A 14710-nucleotide genomic window follows, 5' to 3' on the forward strand; every position below is an offset into this window, starting at 1 on the left:
CATTTAATTTTAAAAGGAGTTTTATTTAAAAAAGATGTTAATATTTCAATACGATTTTAAGATTGAATTTTACAATACAGTTGATTCTAAGAATAGTATTGGTGGAAGACTTGCAGGCTTGAGACCTAGAGTTGTTATTGTCACTCAAAATGGTTCTCCTGATCTGAATATTGTTATTCAAAATACATATTCTGAGAATAGTTTAATAATTGGTAAAAAAACCAAACTTCAGATTTTTAATGTACCTTTAAATTTTTCTGATTTTAAGGCTTCAGACATTGTAAAAATTTATTATAAAAAGTTTGCTCATCAGCAAGATTATCAATTTATTATGGCTGGATACTTGGGAGCACCTATTGAGAAAATTGGCGGGTCTGGGAATTTTAGTTTTGAGTGTGAGTTATACCTTTTGTCTAGGGCAACCTTTTTAGAGAGAAAGTTTGAGTATAAAAATTTCAAAGGAAGTACTGTTGCCGATTCAATAAAATATGCGTTTAAGGATAAGGCAATCTTTTGTATGAATGAGCTTGAAAAATCAAGAGTAATTGGCGAGAGTTTTGCCTGTAATTCTCCAAAAAGATTAATAGAGCACTTAAGGCGACAAGGATACGTTCATTCTATCATTGTTGATATTGGAAATCTTGGGCAAGATGTTGATTCGAAATTTATTTTTACTAATTTTGGACAGTTTATTTCTGGCGAGTACAAAAGACTTGAAGATTATGGACTTTTGTTTATGCCTCAGCAAGATTCTAGCGGAGATTCTGAGAACTTTGGATTAAGCTTGTATCAAGCACAAGTAATGTTTACTAACAGCATAAGGATTGGAGACGATTTAAGCTTTAAAGACAGGTATGGGAATAGTATTGCTTGCAAGGTTAAAAACACTAGCGCTAGACTAAGTAGTACTAGAGAGTGTGTTTTAAATCTTGAGCTTTATTCTGAGAGAAAAAAAGGAATGTATTATGAGAAATAATGATTTTTGTGTGGGACTAGAGCGCTTGAAGGTTTCTTCACCTGTTGGTGTGTTCAAGCAGTATCTTTTTGAGAATGTTTTTATTTGCAGAATAGGTATTATTAAAAGTTTTGATTTTGAAACTCAAACAGGGGTTGTTCTTATTAAGGAGTATGAAGGGTTAGAGATTAATACCAGAAATATATCTAACTTTAATCTTAATTTAGAAGAAGATGATGAAGTAGTTTTGATTCAAAGTAATTTCAATATTTTCCAAGAAAGTGATAATAATCATTTTGACAAAAATTATTTTTACATTCTAAGCGTACTTAATCCCAAAAAAATTGGCATTAAGCTTAATCAGCTTGAAGTGAGCTTGCAAGAGTTTGATGCGCAAAGCGAAAATATAAGATTTAAAGCTAAAAAATTAATTATTGATGTAGATAATATTGAAATTAAAGGCAATTTAAAAATTAATGGAACTAAATTCGAAAATCATATACACAGTTCTGGCACTCTAACTTATATTAATAGCAGCGGATCTCCTACAACTACAACTGGTAAAACAGGACCTCTTGTTTAAAGTGGCATCTAATGGCATTGCTTTGCGACTTAGTAGCTTACTTGGTATGAGCTTGTTTATGGGTTTGCCGGTGATTGTTTTCTACTAATACGATTAAATTTTTTACTTGATTTGCAAATTCTTTTGTTGCGTCAATTATTTTTCTGATATTGTTGATTGTTGATTTAGATTGAACTTTTAGTTGTTCTTTTGTGTATTTGTATTCATTTTTTACCTTGGTGAATTTTTCAGCTAAAACTTTATATTCTTGAGCTACTGATTTATTGTAAAGTTTTGGTTTTGGATGAAACTTTGATCCTAAATTCCAGTTTATTTGATTGTAGTTTTCTTTCTCTTGCCATTTGTTAGCAGCATCCATTACTTGCTTTATTGTGCTTGTTCCTAGAGGATCTTTAGTATCTTCAAAAACAAGTTCACTTTTTTTTAGCTCTTCAAGCAATCTATTTTTTGTTTTTTCCATGTTATCAGTGCTAATGTGATTAGTCAGGTTGCTTGTTGTTGTGCTTTCAGAGTTTTCTTGATCCTTTAGTAAACTTTCAATCTCAAGATCTGTTGTAGATTTTTCTAAATTTTTTATTGCATTTAGTGCTTTATCTAGAGATTCTCTTACTTGATTTGCGTATTCTTTTGTTATTGAGTTGCCATTTTTATTCAAGTATGTTTCGTATTTTTGGAATTGATCTTGTGTGGGGGTTTTTATGTTTTGGGTTAAAGTGTTGTTTTTTCCTTTTTGATCAAAGATTTTGTCTTTAGTATTAGCATCAATCTCGGTATTAATCTCTTCTTCAGCAGGATTTAGTATTTCTTGTTTGTCGTTGGTTCTTGAAACTCTGAATTCTATTATAGTTGGATTTAAAGGGTTTTTCATGCTTGAACCTAATTCTTGCTCTGTAATTTCTTCAGATGCACCGATTAGCAACAATTTTTCTTGTATTTTTGCAATCTCTTCTTCTGAATTTGCCATTTCTGTTTCTTCTAGTAGCATTAAATTTTCGTTGTCAAATTCAGACTTTAAGAAGATTTCTTGTTTGCCAGGTTCAATTTTTTCAATTTCTAAAATAGGAGGAGTATTTGTATTTATCTCAAGCTCTTTTTTAAGGTCCAATTCAATTTGTAAGCTGTTTTTAATAATTTCTTTAGATTTAAATTCGTTTAAGGCTTTGTTTTTATTATTTGTATTCATATTAGCATTACAGCTAATAACTAGTAGCAATGGTGCAAGTATTAAGAATTTGCTTAAAACTTTTCCAAGCTTGCTTTTCAAAGCCTTGCTCTCCTTTTGAATAAAAATATTGAGAAACATTATACTACATTTTATTATTTTTTAATTTTGATTTTAAAATAAAAAAAAATCCCCTTAATAGGGGACCCCTTAACAGGGGGCTAGGGGGTATCAAAGATTTTTCATTATGATTTTTAAATTTTTTTACTACTTTTGTATGAATTAAATACATATATACAATACTTTTTAGTATTTTGCCTTTGGTGTATTTATAGTTTGGTGTTAGAAGTAGTGGCGCTGTTTTAATTATTTTTCCAAAATTCTCAGCACCATTCTTCTCTTTTTGTATTGATGCAAAGAATTTGCTTTGTACTAAGTGTATAGCATACTTTTAATTTTTCAGATTTATTAATAAAGGAGAACATCGAATAAAAAACGATGTTCCTTTGAATATATTAATATATTTAAATGTAAGCTTAAAATTTTAAATATTAACCTAATAAAATGCTTGCAAAATATTTAAATTATTTTGTTGTTTTACTAGGCATCATCATCATCTTCTTCAGAATTGTAGTTGTCTTCTTCTTCTTCTTCCAGCACGGGTTTTGAGTCTGATTTTTTTTTGTTACAATCTTGTTTTTCTTTAGGCGAGCCGTCCATCATTTTATTAAGAATAGAATCTATTAAAAATCCACGACCAATTGCGCTACAGGATATAATGAATACTGAAAACGAAATAAGTATTATTTTTTTAACCATTTAATCATTCCTTTAACCTAAGCAATTTAAATGTAATTATATATCATAAAATTTAATTTATCAATTAAATGGATATTCTTTTAAAGCTTAATTCATTTTAAATATATTCTTTTTGAATAACTAATCTTAGCTTATTTATGTCTGTTAGTATTTCTAAGATTTGAGCAAAATTTTTACTCATTTTAAAGATTTGATTGTGAGGTGCAAGGTCCAATTCTATGCTATTTTCACTAATAGACACTTTGTTGTAATCTATTGAATGGTAATCTTTTTTGTTTTTTATTTGGAATCTATAGATAGGATTTAAGTATTTCTCACTTACATTATTTTTAATGAGATTTTTAAGATCCAGTAAAGCATAATTTTTAGGCTTTTGGGTATCATTTGGAGGATTAAGCATTATATTAATAATATTTTTTTTATTTTTTTTAATGTTGAAAATAAATAATAGTTCTTGTTTTTGGAAAAGATTTTCAATATTTTTGATCTCTTTAAGATTTTTTAAAGTTAAGCCTTTTGAGTCTAATAATTGTTTTCGTATTAGAATGCTCAAAGATTCCACTTTTCCTTTTGTAGATAAAATTTTATCCTCTGCTTTTTGAAATTCATTTTCTCTGTTAATGTTAAAATCAATAGCTAATGTTTTAATCGGATAGGTTTGTGAGTAGTATTTTTCAAAGCTTGTTGGGTTTTGATTTGACTCTCTTATTTCTATGCTTTGAATTGACACAGGGATTGTTCCTACTACATTTTTGGTGTTAGTAGTTTTTTGTTTTTCATTTTCAAATAGTAGATCACAGGACAATATCAAGGCACCTAGCGATATTAAAATTACCTTTTTAACCATTTAATTACTCCTTATCCTTTAATACATTTATTATAAACTATTGTACGTATTAATAGTGATTTTAGTTTTATTGGATTAAAAAACATAAAAGGATAGGCAGTAATTTTTACAAAAAGAAGTTCTCTAATGCAACATAAGAACTTCTTTGGAGGTAGTTAAAAAGTAGCTCTAAGTTTTTGTTATATCGATTATTTAATAAGCTACAGTTTAGAAACAGTATTGCAGATACTTCTAAATATAGCTCACATTTGAAAAAGTCGAATTTTTGTTTGTTTAAATCCAAACAAAGAGGGCTCGAAGTGAATCCTCTTTGAAACATGTGTGGGAAGTGTTTAATAAGTTTAATTTTTTATTTCTTTTGATTATTTTATGAATTCTTTTAGTTTGGAAGTATTAGTTAGTATTTCTATTGTATTGTAAATGTTTTGACTTACTTTAAGATAATATTTTTTATTAGAATAAGGGGAATAAATAAGCTTAATTTTACCCAGGCCTTTTTTAAATTTGGTAAAGTTGAGATATTTCCAACTGTAATTGGTTGATACATAAAATGAGCTGCCAAATTGCAAATCGCCGGATTTGTCTTTGTTTGTAATTGCTTTGTTTATGCTTGATAAACTGTGATAATGAAACAGTGGCATTAAATTAATCACCTTTTTTTGTTTATCTTCGAAATTTAAACAGCATCTTATGTAATTATTCTCATAAAAGTTAATAAAATCTTTGTGGTTTTTTAATTTGAGCAGGTTTTTTAAACCTTTTTTATCCATATTATTTTTGTGAGCCAATATGCTTATTGATTTTAGTTTTCCTTTTGTGAGTGTAATTTTGTCGTATTGGTCTAAATATTGTGCTTCTGATTTTATTTCAATTGTTGCATTTGAGTCCGTATTGTAGGTTCTAATGTAAAATTGCGAACAAAGAATAGGATTTAAAGGTTTTGTATATTTACTTTTGTAAATTAGATTATTTTTAAATGAATTCACATTGTCTCTTGTAATATTAGAATTGTTTAATTTCTTTTTAAAAAAACTCAAAGTTGTGTACATATAATTATTTAATTATTCCTCAGCCCAAATTTATTTAAATAAGATATCATTTTATATATATTTTATCAATAGTTTTAAAATCATTTTATAATTTTTTATTAAAACAAAAAAACTAATTGATATTGATTATTTTATGATTATATTTTAATATGGTATAAATTTTAAATAAGGAGAATTAAATAATGACAAAATTAATGTATGCTGTATTTTTGAGTGCAATATTATTTGTTGCTTGCGAAACTACAAGAATTTCAGATGAGATGGAAAGCATCAAAACTGACGATTCAAAAGTTACAACTCCAATGACAGATAAATCTATGAAATCAACTCCACAACCTATGATGAAGACAATGAAAAAGTAATTTTTATTACTTTTATATGGGTTTAGAAAGAACACTGACAATAATTTTTTATAAAACTTTTTTAATAAATCTTATTAAAAAAGTTTTTAGTTTTTAATTTTTTTCAAAAACAAACATTTTGTTTTACCGGTAAATATTATTGCTCTAAACAATAATGTTCTTAGCAAGAAAGATTAAATATAAAAAAAGGGGAGGGATTGTTAACAATCCCTCCCCTTTTAATCGTAAACCAATATTATTGAATTGGAGCAAGAATATTGGTGGTTGTGTTTACTAGATTTAAAATTAAAGTTTGAATAGCTGCGAATTTAGCTTTTGGATTTTTCAATTGTATGTTGTCGTTTAATTTTGAAATGTTATTTCTTAATTCAGGGTTATTATTGTATTCCTTAATAATGTTATCTACATCTTTTAGCCACTCTTCTTTTAGTGTTGTAAGTTTATTAAAATCATAGTAGAGTGTTTTCAAATTAGGTTTGCTTAGATTTTGTAGCCTGTGTCTTACATACATTATTTTTGCGCTTATTTCTTCTATTGATAATTGAATGCTAAAACCTCTGTTTATGAGAGTTTCTTTAACTAAACTTAGGTAGTTTGAATCTTGGCTGAGTTTAGATAAAATTTTTCCAAGGTTTACAATAGTGCCTTCGTTGTAATTTAAAGATGTGTAAAGCATTCTTCTTTCAGTTAGATATTCTTCTTCGTCAAAATGTATTGTTGAGCCGGCATTGAAAATTATTTTACTAAATATGTCTTTTTTCATTCCAAATTGGTCATCAGGTTCATCCCTGTTAGAATCAAATTCGCTTATTTTAATAATATTCGCAGATCTATCTATTATTTTTTGTATTAGCTCTTGAGCTTCAGGATCCAATGTTTGTTTTGGGGCCTTGGATTTAGCATTAGCATTAGCATTAGCATTAGCATTGCCCTTATTGGGTTGTTGTAAAGCTGCTAAATTTGGGTTGTTAGCAATATTGCCAGCTGCGATTTGTGGTGGATTGTTTAGAGCATCAATTGCAACAAGCAAATCATCTATTTTTGGTTCTTCATTTTGAGTATTTTGAGACACTTCTTCGGTGCCGGGTAAGTCATTTTCGTTTTCAAATTTTTTTGTCTTTTTGTCATTATCTTTGTTGCCTTCGAATGAGCAAGAAAGCATAATGAGCACAGTTAATATGAGCAATAAAAATATTGCAGTTAATTTATTTTTTTTCAAAATGTTATCCTTCAATAAAAATTTTAAGTAATTAATATTAATTAATAATTTTAATTACCTAATTAATAACTTTAATTCAAAATTTATATTGTACAATATAAATTTTTTAAAAAAAGAGAGCTTTTGCTCTCTTTGGATACAAGGGTTTATATTTTTTGGGAATTTTTAATTATTATTATTTTTTAAATAATGTGTCTAAGTAAAATAGTGTTTGCTCAGATTTTGAGCAAAGAGAAATCATTTTGTCTGTATATATTTGATGGATATGGTCTTTTAGCTTTTCTGTGTTGCTTTGTAGTTCTAAGGTAGCGTTTGAACTTTTTATTAATGTTTCTATTGTTTTTATCCATTCTTTTTTTATTTCGATTAGTTCAATCATTGCAGCACAGATTTCTTTTAAAGTATTTTGATTAAAATCATTTTCTTTTAGTGTATCCATTTTGATTGCTAAATCTTCAAGAGCAACTTCAAATCTTTGTTGAATTCTTATTCCCCCCGATATTTTTTTTATTGTCTCGTGGGCTTTTGGATTCTTGTAGAGCTTGTTTACAATTTCTGCTAAATTAAATATGTCAGTAGTGTTGTAGCCTAGTGATGAGTAAAATTGTCTTCTCATTTTTTGGGATTCTATTAGGCTTGAGTTCATTTTTTCTCTGTGTTTTTGTCCGCTTTGAGAGTTTATTTTGTAAACATTAATTAGTTCAAACATGCTATTTTTTAGCCCAAATTGACTAGGTATTTCTGTTTGAAGCTTGTCTCTTTTTATTATTGCCATTTCTCTTGCCAAGATTTCAAAGAGTTCGTCAATTAGGTCTGCTTCGTCTTTGCTTTGGTTCTTTAAGTCTTGTGTAGATCCTAAATGTTCTTGCTCTTTTATATCTTTTTGAGGATTTAATTCATCGTTTTTTGTTTCTGTAAAACTTGCTACTTTAGTTTGACTGTCTTCGTGGTTTAGCTTACAAGAAAACAATGTTATTATTCCTAATGTTATAAATATCGATAATTTTGCTTTATTCAAAATTTTATCCTTTAATAAAAATTTTAAGTAATTTTTATTATTTAAAAATAATACTTAATGATTTAAATTTAGTTCAAATTTGAAATTGAACAATAATAAAAAAGAAAAGATTAGATCTCTTCTTTTTTAAAAGCGTTGTAAAAATAGTTTATTTTTGTTATTTAAATAAATTATTAAAATTCTGTTATTTCAATGTACATGTCAAGAACAGATTGTCGAGCATTTTGCATTTTATCTAAATATTTGGTTTGAATGTATTCTGCTAAAGATTTTGGATTTTTTAAGCTTGAATTAGAGTTTGCATTAGTAATAAGGGTATCAATGTATTTTGACCATTCTTTTTTTTGAGCCAATATTGTATTGAATTTTAAGTCAAGCTCTTTTAGCTTAATGTCAAAATCAAAGCTTCTAATTTTATTGTTTAAGTATTCTTTGCTTAATATCTCAATTTTTTTATCTAGCTCTTTTATTGCAAGTTCAAAAGAAATTTGTATGCCAAGTCCTGATATTATTAAGGATCTGATTAAATTATGATTTTGGTCTTCCTTGTAAAGGGTTTCCATTATTGATCCAAATTGTTCAATTTTTAATTGATCAAAGTCCATAATTGCATAGAATTTGTTTCTTTCATTTTCTGCTTCTGGTGTGTTAGAGCTAAGTTTTGGTGCGTAGCTTCGATCAAAAACCGAAATATTTGAAATAACATCTATTAAAGTAAATGCAGAGTCTTTCATTTTAAATTGATCGTAAGTTTCTCTAAATCCTTTGTTGTTTTCCAGTTTAATTTTTTCTTCAGAAATCTTTTTGAGAATTTTATTTTTCAGAGTTTGTGATTTGCCGATTTGTTTATAAGATGTTTGGATAAAGTTTGGTTTAGTTTGTTTGAAGATTGTAGGAAAATTGTCAATTTGTGTACTTTTTAAGTTTGGGCCTATTGGTGGCTGACTTAAATTGTAATTTGAATTTTGGTTTTGAAATTTTCCAATCTTTTGGTTAGGAGTTTTTGTAATTATGGGCGCAGTTGTAGCTATTTGAGTAGATGTTGTTTGTTTTTGTGGTACAATTTCTATTTTTGTTGCTACAATCTTTGTATTTTTTTCGTATGGACCTGATGGATTTGCTTTGTGTTGCAGAATTCGCAATTCTTTATTTTTTGTTGGTTGTAGTTGTTTTTGAGATGCTTCTATTTTATTATTGTTTGTTTGGTCATTCTTATTGTTTGAGCTTGTGTTGATAGTGATTATTGCCTGATCATTTGTTGTACTATTGAGAAGTTCTTCTACTTTGTTTTTATACCCTTTGCTTAGATTAGCATCAATTGTGCAAGAAGACAAAAACAAGGCTATTAGCTTTAAATATATTAATGATTTAGTTTTCAAAATGTTATTCCTCGGTAACTTTTTAATAAATTTTAATAATCAAAATTAATTAAAATTTAAAATTAATTATTAATTATTAAAAATTTAGTTCAAATTAAACAATATTCAATAAGTATAAACAAAAAAAAGAGCAAGAGATTTGCTCTTTTTTTTTGTGATCACAAGTTTTCCTGTAACTCTCTTCCAATTTCTATCATTAAATCGTAAATTTCATTTGAGTCTGGCTTTAATGTATTCTCATAGGTTGTTTTTATGTAAGCTTTTAAATCTTCAATTTTTTCTTGAAGATTTTTATTATCATTGTATGTAATAATAATTTTGTCTATATTTTTGATCCATTGTTGTTGCATTCCCAGAATTTTATTGAGTTTATTTTTAATGTCATTTAATTTTTCTTTGCTATTAAAATTAATCAGGTCGTCTTTTCTTTTACTGATGTCAAGAACAGCTATTTCTAGTGGATTTTGTACAAAGATTGATCCTCTGTCAATTATTGCCCTAATCAAAGTTTTAAGTTCATCTTTGTTGGTATCAAATTTGTTTAAAATTTCTATTAGGCTTGTAATTCTTATTTTATTGTATTCAAGAGATGAATAGAACTGTCTTCTGTAATCTTTGCTCAGATCATCATTTTTTTGAATATTAAGAAAAATTTTTTTTACTTGCTCAGAGGTTAATTCTTCTTCTTTTTTATCACTTTCTATTTTTTCTACTAAGGGTTTGATTATTTTATCTATTTTTTCGACAAGTGTTTGTTTTGAGCTAGTAAATAAACCGCATGAGAACGACAGCAATGTTATTGCTGTTAGGCTAGTAACTGCCAATCTGTTTTTTTTCACAATCTTCTCCTTTTATAAAAATGTATCTTAAGTTGTTTAATTCTAAATTTGTGCGAAAACAAAAATATTTTAGCCTTAACATATTTTAATTTTGAATTCCAGGCATTGTTAAAGCTGGCAAATTGTAACGAGGATTTAATATTTCTTTTATTTTGGTAGTAGCAGATGTTGTGTCATATTTTTCTAATTTTATTGTATATCTAATGTGTTCTGCTAGTCTGTCGGCATCGTCTTTAATTTCTTCTAAATTTTCGTTGTAGTTAAGAATAATCTCATCTATCTTTTTGATCCAATTTTTTTTTATTTCAAAAAGTTCTTTTATTGTAGTCTCAAGAGTTTTTAGATTTTCTTTGCCTAGTCTTTTTAATTCGTCTTTATCATCAGATATTTTTAAAATTGTTTCTTCAAGGTTTTCTTGAATGTTAAAAAATCCTATTTTGACAACTTCTTCTATTAGTTGGTGGTGCTGTTGTTTGTAAAGTTGTGTGAGTATTTTCCCAAAATTTACAATTCTTGTTGTATTGTAATCCAGTGAAGAGTAGAATAATCTTCTCTCATTGTTTTTTGAGTCTGAGCTGAGTTTTGAAAGTTTAAGCGAGGTTGTATCTGTGTTAAAGACTGAATGTTTCATTCCAAATTGATCAGCAGCTTCAGTTTTTTCTTTGTCTTGTTCTACTTTTTCTTTAAATCTTTTTATTTCTGTTGAAATTCTTTGGGTTATTGTTCCTTGGAATAAACTACAAGAGTACAAAAGAAGTGTTGTAATGACAATATTGGTTAATATTAGTCCATTTTTTTTCAAAATATTCTCCTTTGATAAAAAAAATAATAATGCTGATACAAATTAATTTTTAGTACATATTACAAATGTATCTCAAATTATTTAAAGTTTAAGTTTAAACTTTAAATAAAAATTAAAAGACATTGTTGGTTTTTTGGATTTAGATTAAATGAGTTTAAAAAAATAGAAAAATTAACTTCTCTTTTAAAAATATTAAGAACAATATATTAATTTTTTGTTTATATTAGTAATTTTAGCTATTTGTATATTTTATTTTTTCTCTTGGGCTTTGATGTTCTTACTAATTGTTTTCTAATGTTAATTCTGTAATATTGATCTTGATTTTGTAATATTTTAGTAATTCTTTAATTCATACACTACTAATTAGTAGTGTATGTGGTCGCAACAATCTTTTAGAGAGTCTTTAATACTGTCTAAAATTTGTATACTTGCATTTGGGTTGAATTTATTTGCGTATCTAACCCTTATTAGTTCTCCTAAAATTATGCCATCAGCTCTAATTCCGGCTGTATTTTTGTCGTATTCGCTAATAATGTTTTCTACAGTTGTTATCCACGCATTTCTTTCTTGTATTAGTTTTTCAAAATTTTCTTGAATATCTTTTACTGTTTTTGTTCTAAAATTGAATATTAGACGTCTTTGCTCGTTTTTGTTTAAAAGATTGACAGTCTGTTCAAAGGATTCTTGTATTTTGAATCCTGTCCAAAGAATTGAGCCAATAAGATTGTAATGGGAGTTGTCTGAGCTTGATACTTGTGAGAGTATTGTTCCAAATTTTTTTATTTTATTTTCGTCGTAATTTAGAGATGAATAAAAAAACCTTCTAAACAGATTGTTTGCCAATATTAAGTCAATAGTAATGTCTTGTTTTTCTGGAATTGTGGTTTTATTTATTCCAAATTGATCAATAGGTTCGATTTTTTGAATATCTATATTTATTTTTTGATTAAATATTTCTATATTCGGCCTTATTTTTTTAATTAGTTCTTCATTTTCGTCAAATTCTTGTGTAATCTTTTTGATTACCCCTTCTTTTTCGTTATTTGATAATTGATTTTTTTGCAAGTTTTGGATCTTTTCAAGATTTTCTTTTTTTTCAATGCTATTTTCGTCAATTTTAGTGGGAATGGAGCTTGGTTGTAATTCATTTGTTGCTTCTGTGTTGTTTGATTCAGAATAAAAAGAACATGAGAATAGTAAGGCTATTTTAAATAGTTCTAATATTTTATAAATTGTTTTCTTTTTCAAGATCTAATCCTTTAGATAAAAATTTAATCATAAGTGTTATTTGACAAGCTCAATATTTCTAATATAAATATATTTCAATTTATTTAGTATTCAATATTTGTTTTATTTATTTAAAATAAAAGACAATAAATTAACTTTTTTAAAATACGTTTGTAACGTAATTAATATTGGGGGCTTAATACCGTTTTGGTGGTTATATTTATTTTAAAAAATTTTTTCTAATAGCCTTTGTTTTCATTGGTGATTGCACTATATTTTTCACGTGTTGTTTTATAATAAACTTAAGTTTATTATAAAACAACACCGTTCTCCCCATTTTACGGTAAATTTATGTTTTAGAATTTTTGTTAAAAGTCTTTATTCTAGGTGATTGTAAGTTAATTAAACTAGTTGATTATGTATATTTATACAAATATGTATTGATTCTAATTTAGTTATGTTTTAAAATATTAAAAATAGTTTAAATAAGGAGAATTAACGATGACTAAAATATTTGTTAATTTAATAATTAATATATTATTGTTTGGATTTGTAAGTTCAAATGTGTTTGCAGATTCTAACAATGTAAATATTCTACAATCTCAACCCAGCATTTTGCTACAATCAGATGAAAAAGACAATAAAAATTTAGATCAAAAAGACAATGAAAAATTAGATGAAAAAGACAATAAAAAATTAGATGAAAAAGACAATAAAAAATTAGATGAAAAAGATCAAGTTATTCAAGCTTTGGATACTATTAATAAAGTAACAGAGGATGTTTCTAATAAATTAGAAGAGGTTAGAGAATCATCTCTTGAGTTGGTAGAATCAAATGATGAGAGTTTGGTTAAAAAGTTTGTAGGGTCAATGTCTTTGATGTCAGATGTTGCTAAAGGAACTGTTGTTGCATCGCAAGAGGCAACAATTGTGGCAAAGGCTTCAGGAATGATTGCTGAGGATGCAAATAAGGTTGTTGAAATTTCCAAAAAAGCTGTTCAAGAAACACAAAAGGCTGTTACTATTGCAAATGAAGCAATATTTTTAATAGAAAAGCGAATAATGTCAAATAAATCTCCAAATAATAAGGAGTTGGAATTAACAAAAGAAGAGGTTGCTAAGGTAGAACGGGTTAAAGAAACTTTAATGGCTTCTGAAAGAGCTTTAGATGAAACAGTTCAAGAGGCTCAAAAGGTTCTCAATATAGTTAACGGTTTAAATCCATCAGATAAAGATCAGGCCGTGGCAAAAGAAGATGTTACAAAAGCTATTTCTAATGTTGTAAAGGTAGCTCAAGGTGCAAGAGATCTTGCAAAAGTAATGACCATTTCTTTGTATATGAGATAGTTTCTTATATGAGCTATTTATAAATTAATTAGAGGGTAAAGCAAAAAAAGGTTTGAGGCTGATTATATTAGTTTCTACCTTTTTTATTTTATATTTTACTTAAAATTAATATTTAAAGTTATTCTTAAGTTTGTTATCATGGTATTATATTTTTCAGAACGAAAAATATAATAAATTTGCTTTGAGTAGGGAGTATTAATTTTTGAATAGAGAATATAAAATTTTGAATAATGGCTTTTTAAAGCTTTTAGATTTTATGGGAGATGACAAGAGAATAGTTGAGGCCGCAAGGATTTCTTATCGAGGAGAGAGTGTCAAAAGAAAAGATGAAGAGCTTATTGACTATTTGATAAGAAATGGGCATACAAGCCCATTGGAGCAGGTAGTTTTTACATTTCATATTAAAGCTCCAATATTTATTGCACGGCAGTGGATGAGGCACAGAACCGCAAGGATTAATGAAGCTTCTGGATGTTATAGTTTAGCAAGAGAGGAATTTTATGCTCCTTTAGAAGAAGATTTGATATGTCAAATTTCTAGTAATAGTAGTAGAAATTCTGAAAGAGTGTTCAAGTTTTTGGGTAAAGGTTTGTCAGAGAAGATAAGGCATCATCAAAAATATTCTTATGAGCTTTATCAAGATATGATAAATTCCAATATTTCAAAAGAAGTCTCAAGAATAGTTTTGCCTTTAAGTTTATATACTGAATGGTATTGGCAAATTGACCTGAACAATCTTTTCCATTTTATTAAGTTGCGATTAGCTTTAGATAGCCCAAAAGAGGTAAAAGAAAATTCGCCAAAAGAAATGCAAGAATATGCTAAGGCATTGCTTAGTGTAGTAAGAGAAATCGTTCCCGTTTCTTTTAACAGTTTTGAGAATCATTTTTTAAAAGGAAAGAGATTTTCTCACGAAGAGATAATGGCAATTGCGAATGCTTTGGATTTAAATAAACTTAGTATTGATTCTAATAAATTGAATATATTGAAAGATAAGCTGGGGATTGATTGAAATTTCAAATTATTTTATCAAGTTATTATGATATATGCGGATATTGCGAACAGTTATTTTAAAAGTATTTATACTATTACATAATAATTA

The 14710-nt window shown here is 27.2% G+C and carries 15 protein-coding genes; 5 read left to right on the forward strand and 10 right to left on the reverse strand.

Going from position 1 to position 14710, the window contains the following annotated elements:
• The first annotated feature begins 34 nt into the window (after window positions 1–34).
• Both OY14_04630 and OY14_04635 read left to right on the forward strand, forming a co-directional pair.
• On the forward strand, window positions 35–976 hold the full coding sequence (locus tag OY14_04630; GenBank protein AJA90739.1) for a hypothetical protein: 942 nt from the start codon (window positions 35–37) through the stop codon (window positions 974–976).
• Window positions 966–1538, forward strand: a complete 573-nt coding sequence (locus tag OY14_04635; GenBank protein AJA90740.1) for a hypothetical protein — start codon at window positions 966–968, stop codon at window positions 1536–1538. Before OY14_04630 ends, OY14_04635 begins: the two co-directional genes overlap by 11 nt.
• Window positions 1539–1575: 37 nt before the next feature.
• Here OY14_04635 and OY14_04640 read toward each other — a convergent pair whose 3' ends face one another.
• From OY14_04640 to OY14_04655, 4 genes are all read right to left on the reverse strand, one after another.
• Window positions 1576–2802 (reverse strand): lipoprotein, encoded by a 1227-nt coding sequence (locus tag OY14_04640; protein ID AJA90741.1) that lies wholly within the window; start codon window positions 2800–2802, stop codon window positions 1576–1578.
• A 498-nt stretch (window positions 2803–3300) separates the two neighbouring features.
• Entirely contained in the window at window positions 3301–3519 is a 219-nt protein-coding gene (locus OY14_04645; protein ID AJA90742.1) for a hypothetical protein, read from the reverse strand.
• A gap of 97 nt (window positions 3520–3616) precedes the next feature.
• Entirely contained in the window at window positions 3617–4366 is a 750-nt protein-coding gene (locus tag OY14_04650) for a lipoprotein (GenBank protein AJA90743.1), read from the reverse strand.
• Window positions 4367–4728: 362 nt separating this feature from the next.
• Window positions 4729–5352, reverse strand: coding sequence for a hypothetical protein (locus tag OY14_04655; GenBank protein AJA90754.1), 624 nt, complete (start codon window positions 5350–5352; stop codon window positions 4729–4731).
• A 245-nt stretch (window positions 5353–5597) separates the two neighbouring features.
• On the opposite strand from OY14_04655, the gene OY14_04660 reads away from it, so the two are divergent.
• On the forward strand, window positions 5598–5777 hold the full coding sequence (locus tag OY14_04660; protein AJA90744.1) for a hypothetical protein: 180 nt from the start codon (window positions 5598–5600) through the stop codon (window positions 5775–5777).
• 235 nt (window positions 5778–6012) lie between these two features.
• Here OY14_04660 and OY14_04665 read toward each other — a convergent pair whose 3' ends face one another.
• The 6 genes from OY14_04665 to OY14_04690 form a co-directional block, all read right to left on the reverse strand.
• Window positions 6013–6996 (reverse strand): hypothetical protein, encoded by a 984-nt coding sequence (locus tag OY14_04665; protein ID AJA90745.1) that lies wholly within the window; start codon window positions 6994–6996, stop codon window positions 6013–6015.
• 175 nt (window positions 6997–7171) lie between these two features.
• Window positions 7172–8014 carry a hypothetical protein gene (locus tag OY14_04670; GenBank protein ID AJA90746.1) on the reverse strand — a complete coding sequence of 281 codons (843 nt, stop codon included), beginning with the start codon at window positions 8012–8014 and terminating at the stop codon, window positions 7172–7174.
• A 173-nt stretch (window positions 8015–8187) separates the two neighbouring features.
• On the reverse strand, window positions 8188–9393 hold the full coding sequence (locus OY14_04675; GenBank protein AJA90747.1) for a lipoprotein: 1206 nt from the start codon (window positions 9391–9393) through the stop codon (window positions 8188–8190).
• Window positions 9394–9551: 158 nt separating this feature from the next.
• Entirely contained in the window at window positions 9552–10232 is a 681-nt protein-coding gene (locus OY14_04680; protein ID AJA90748.1) for a hypothetical protein, read from the reverse strand.
• 85 nt (window positions 10233–10317) lie between these two features.
• A complete protein-coding gene (locus tag OY14_04685) occupies window positions 10318–11034 on the reverse strand; it encodes a hypothetical protein (protein AJA90749.1) in 717 nt (238 codons plus the stop codon).
• 363 nt (window positions 11035–11397) lie between these two features.
• Window positions 11398–12282 (reverse strand): hypothetical protein, encoded by an 885-nt coding sequence (locus OY14_04690; GenBank protein ID AJA90750.1) that lies wholly within the window; start codon window positions 12280–12282, stop codon window positions 11398–11400.
• Window positions 12283–12762: 480 nt separating this feature from the next.
• On the opposite strand from OY14_04690, the gene OY14_04695 reads away from it, so the two are divergent.
• Both OY14_04695 and OY14_04700 read left to right on the forward strand, forming a co-directional pair.
• Window positions 12763–13608 carry a porin gene (locus OY14_04695; GenBank protein ID AJA90751.1) on the forward strand — a complete coding sequence of 282 codons (846 nt, stop codon included), beginning with the start codon at window positions 12763–12765 and terminating at the stop codon, window positions 13606–13608.
• Window positions 13609–13810: 202 nt separating this feature from the next.
• Window positions 13811–14620 (forward strand): FAD-dependent thymidylate synthase, encoded by an 810-nt coding sequence (locus OY14_04700; GenBank protein AJA90752.1) that lies wholly within the window; start codon window positions 13811–13813, stop codon window positions 14618–14620.
• The last annotated feature ends 90 nt before the right edge of the window (window positions 14621–14710 follow it).

The organism is Borreliella chilensis, assembly GCA_000808095.1.
Taxonomy (GTDB): domain Bacteria; phylum Spirochaetota; class Spirochaetia; order Borreliales; family Borreliaceae; genus Borreliella; species Borreliella chilensis.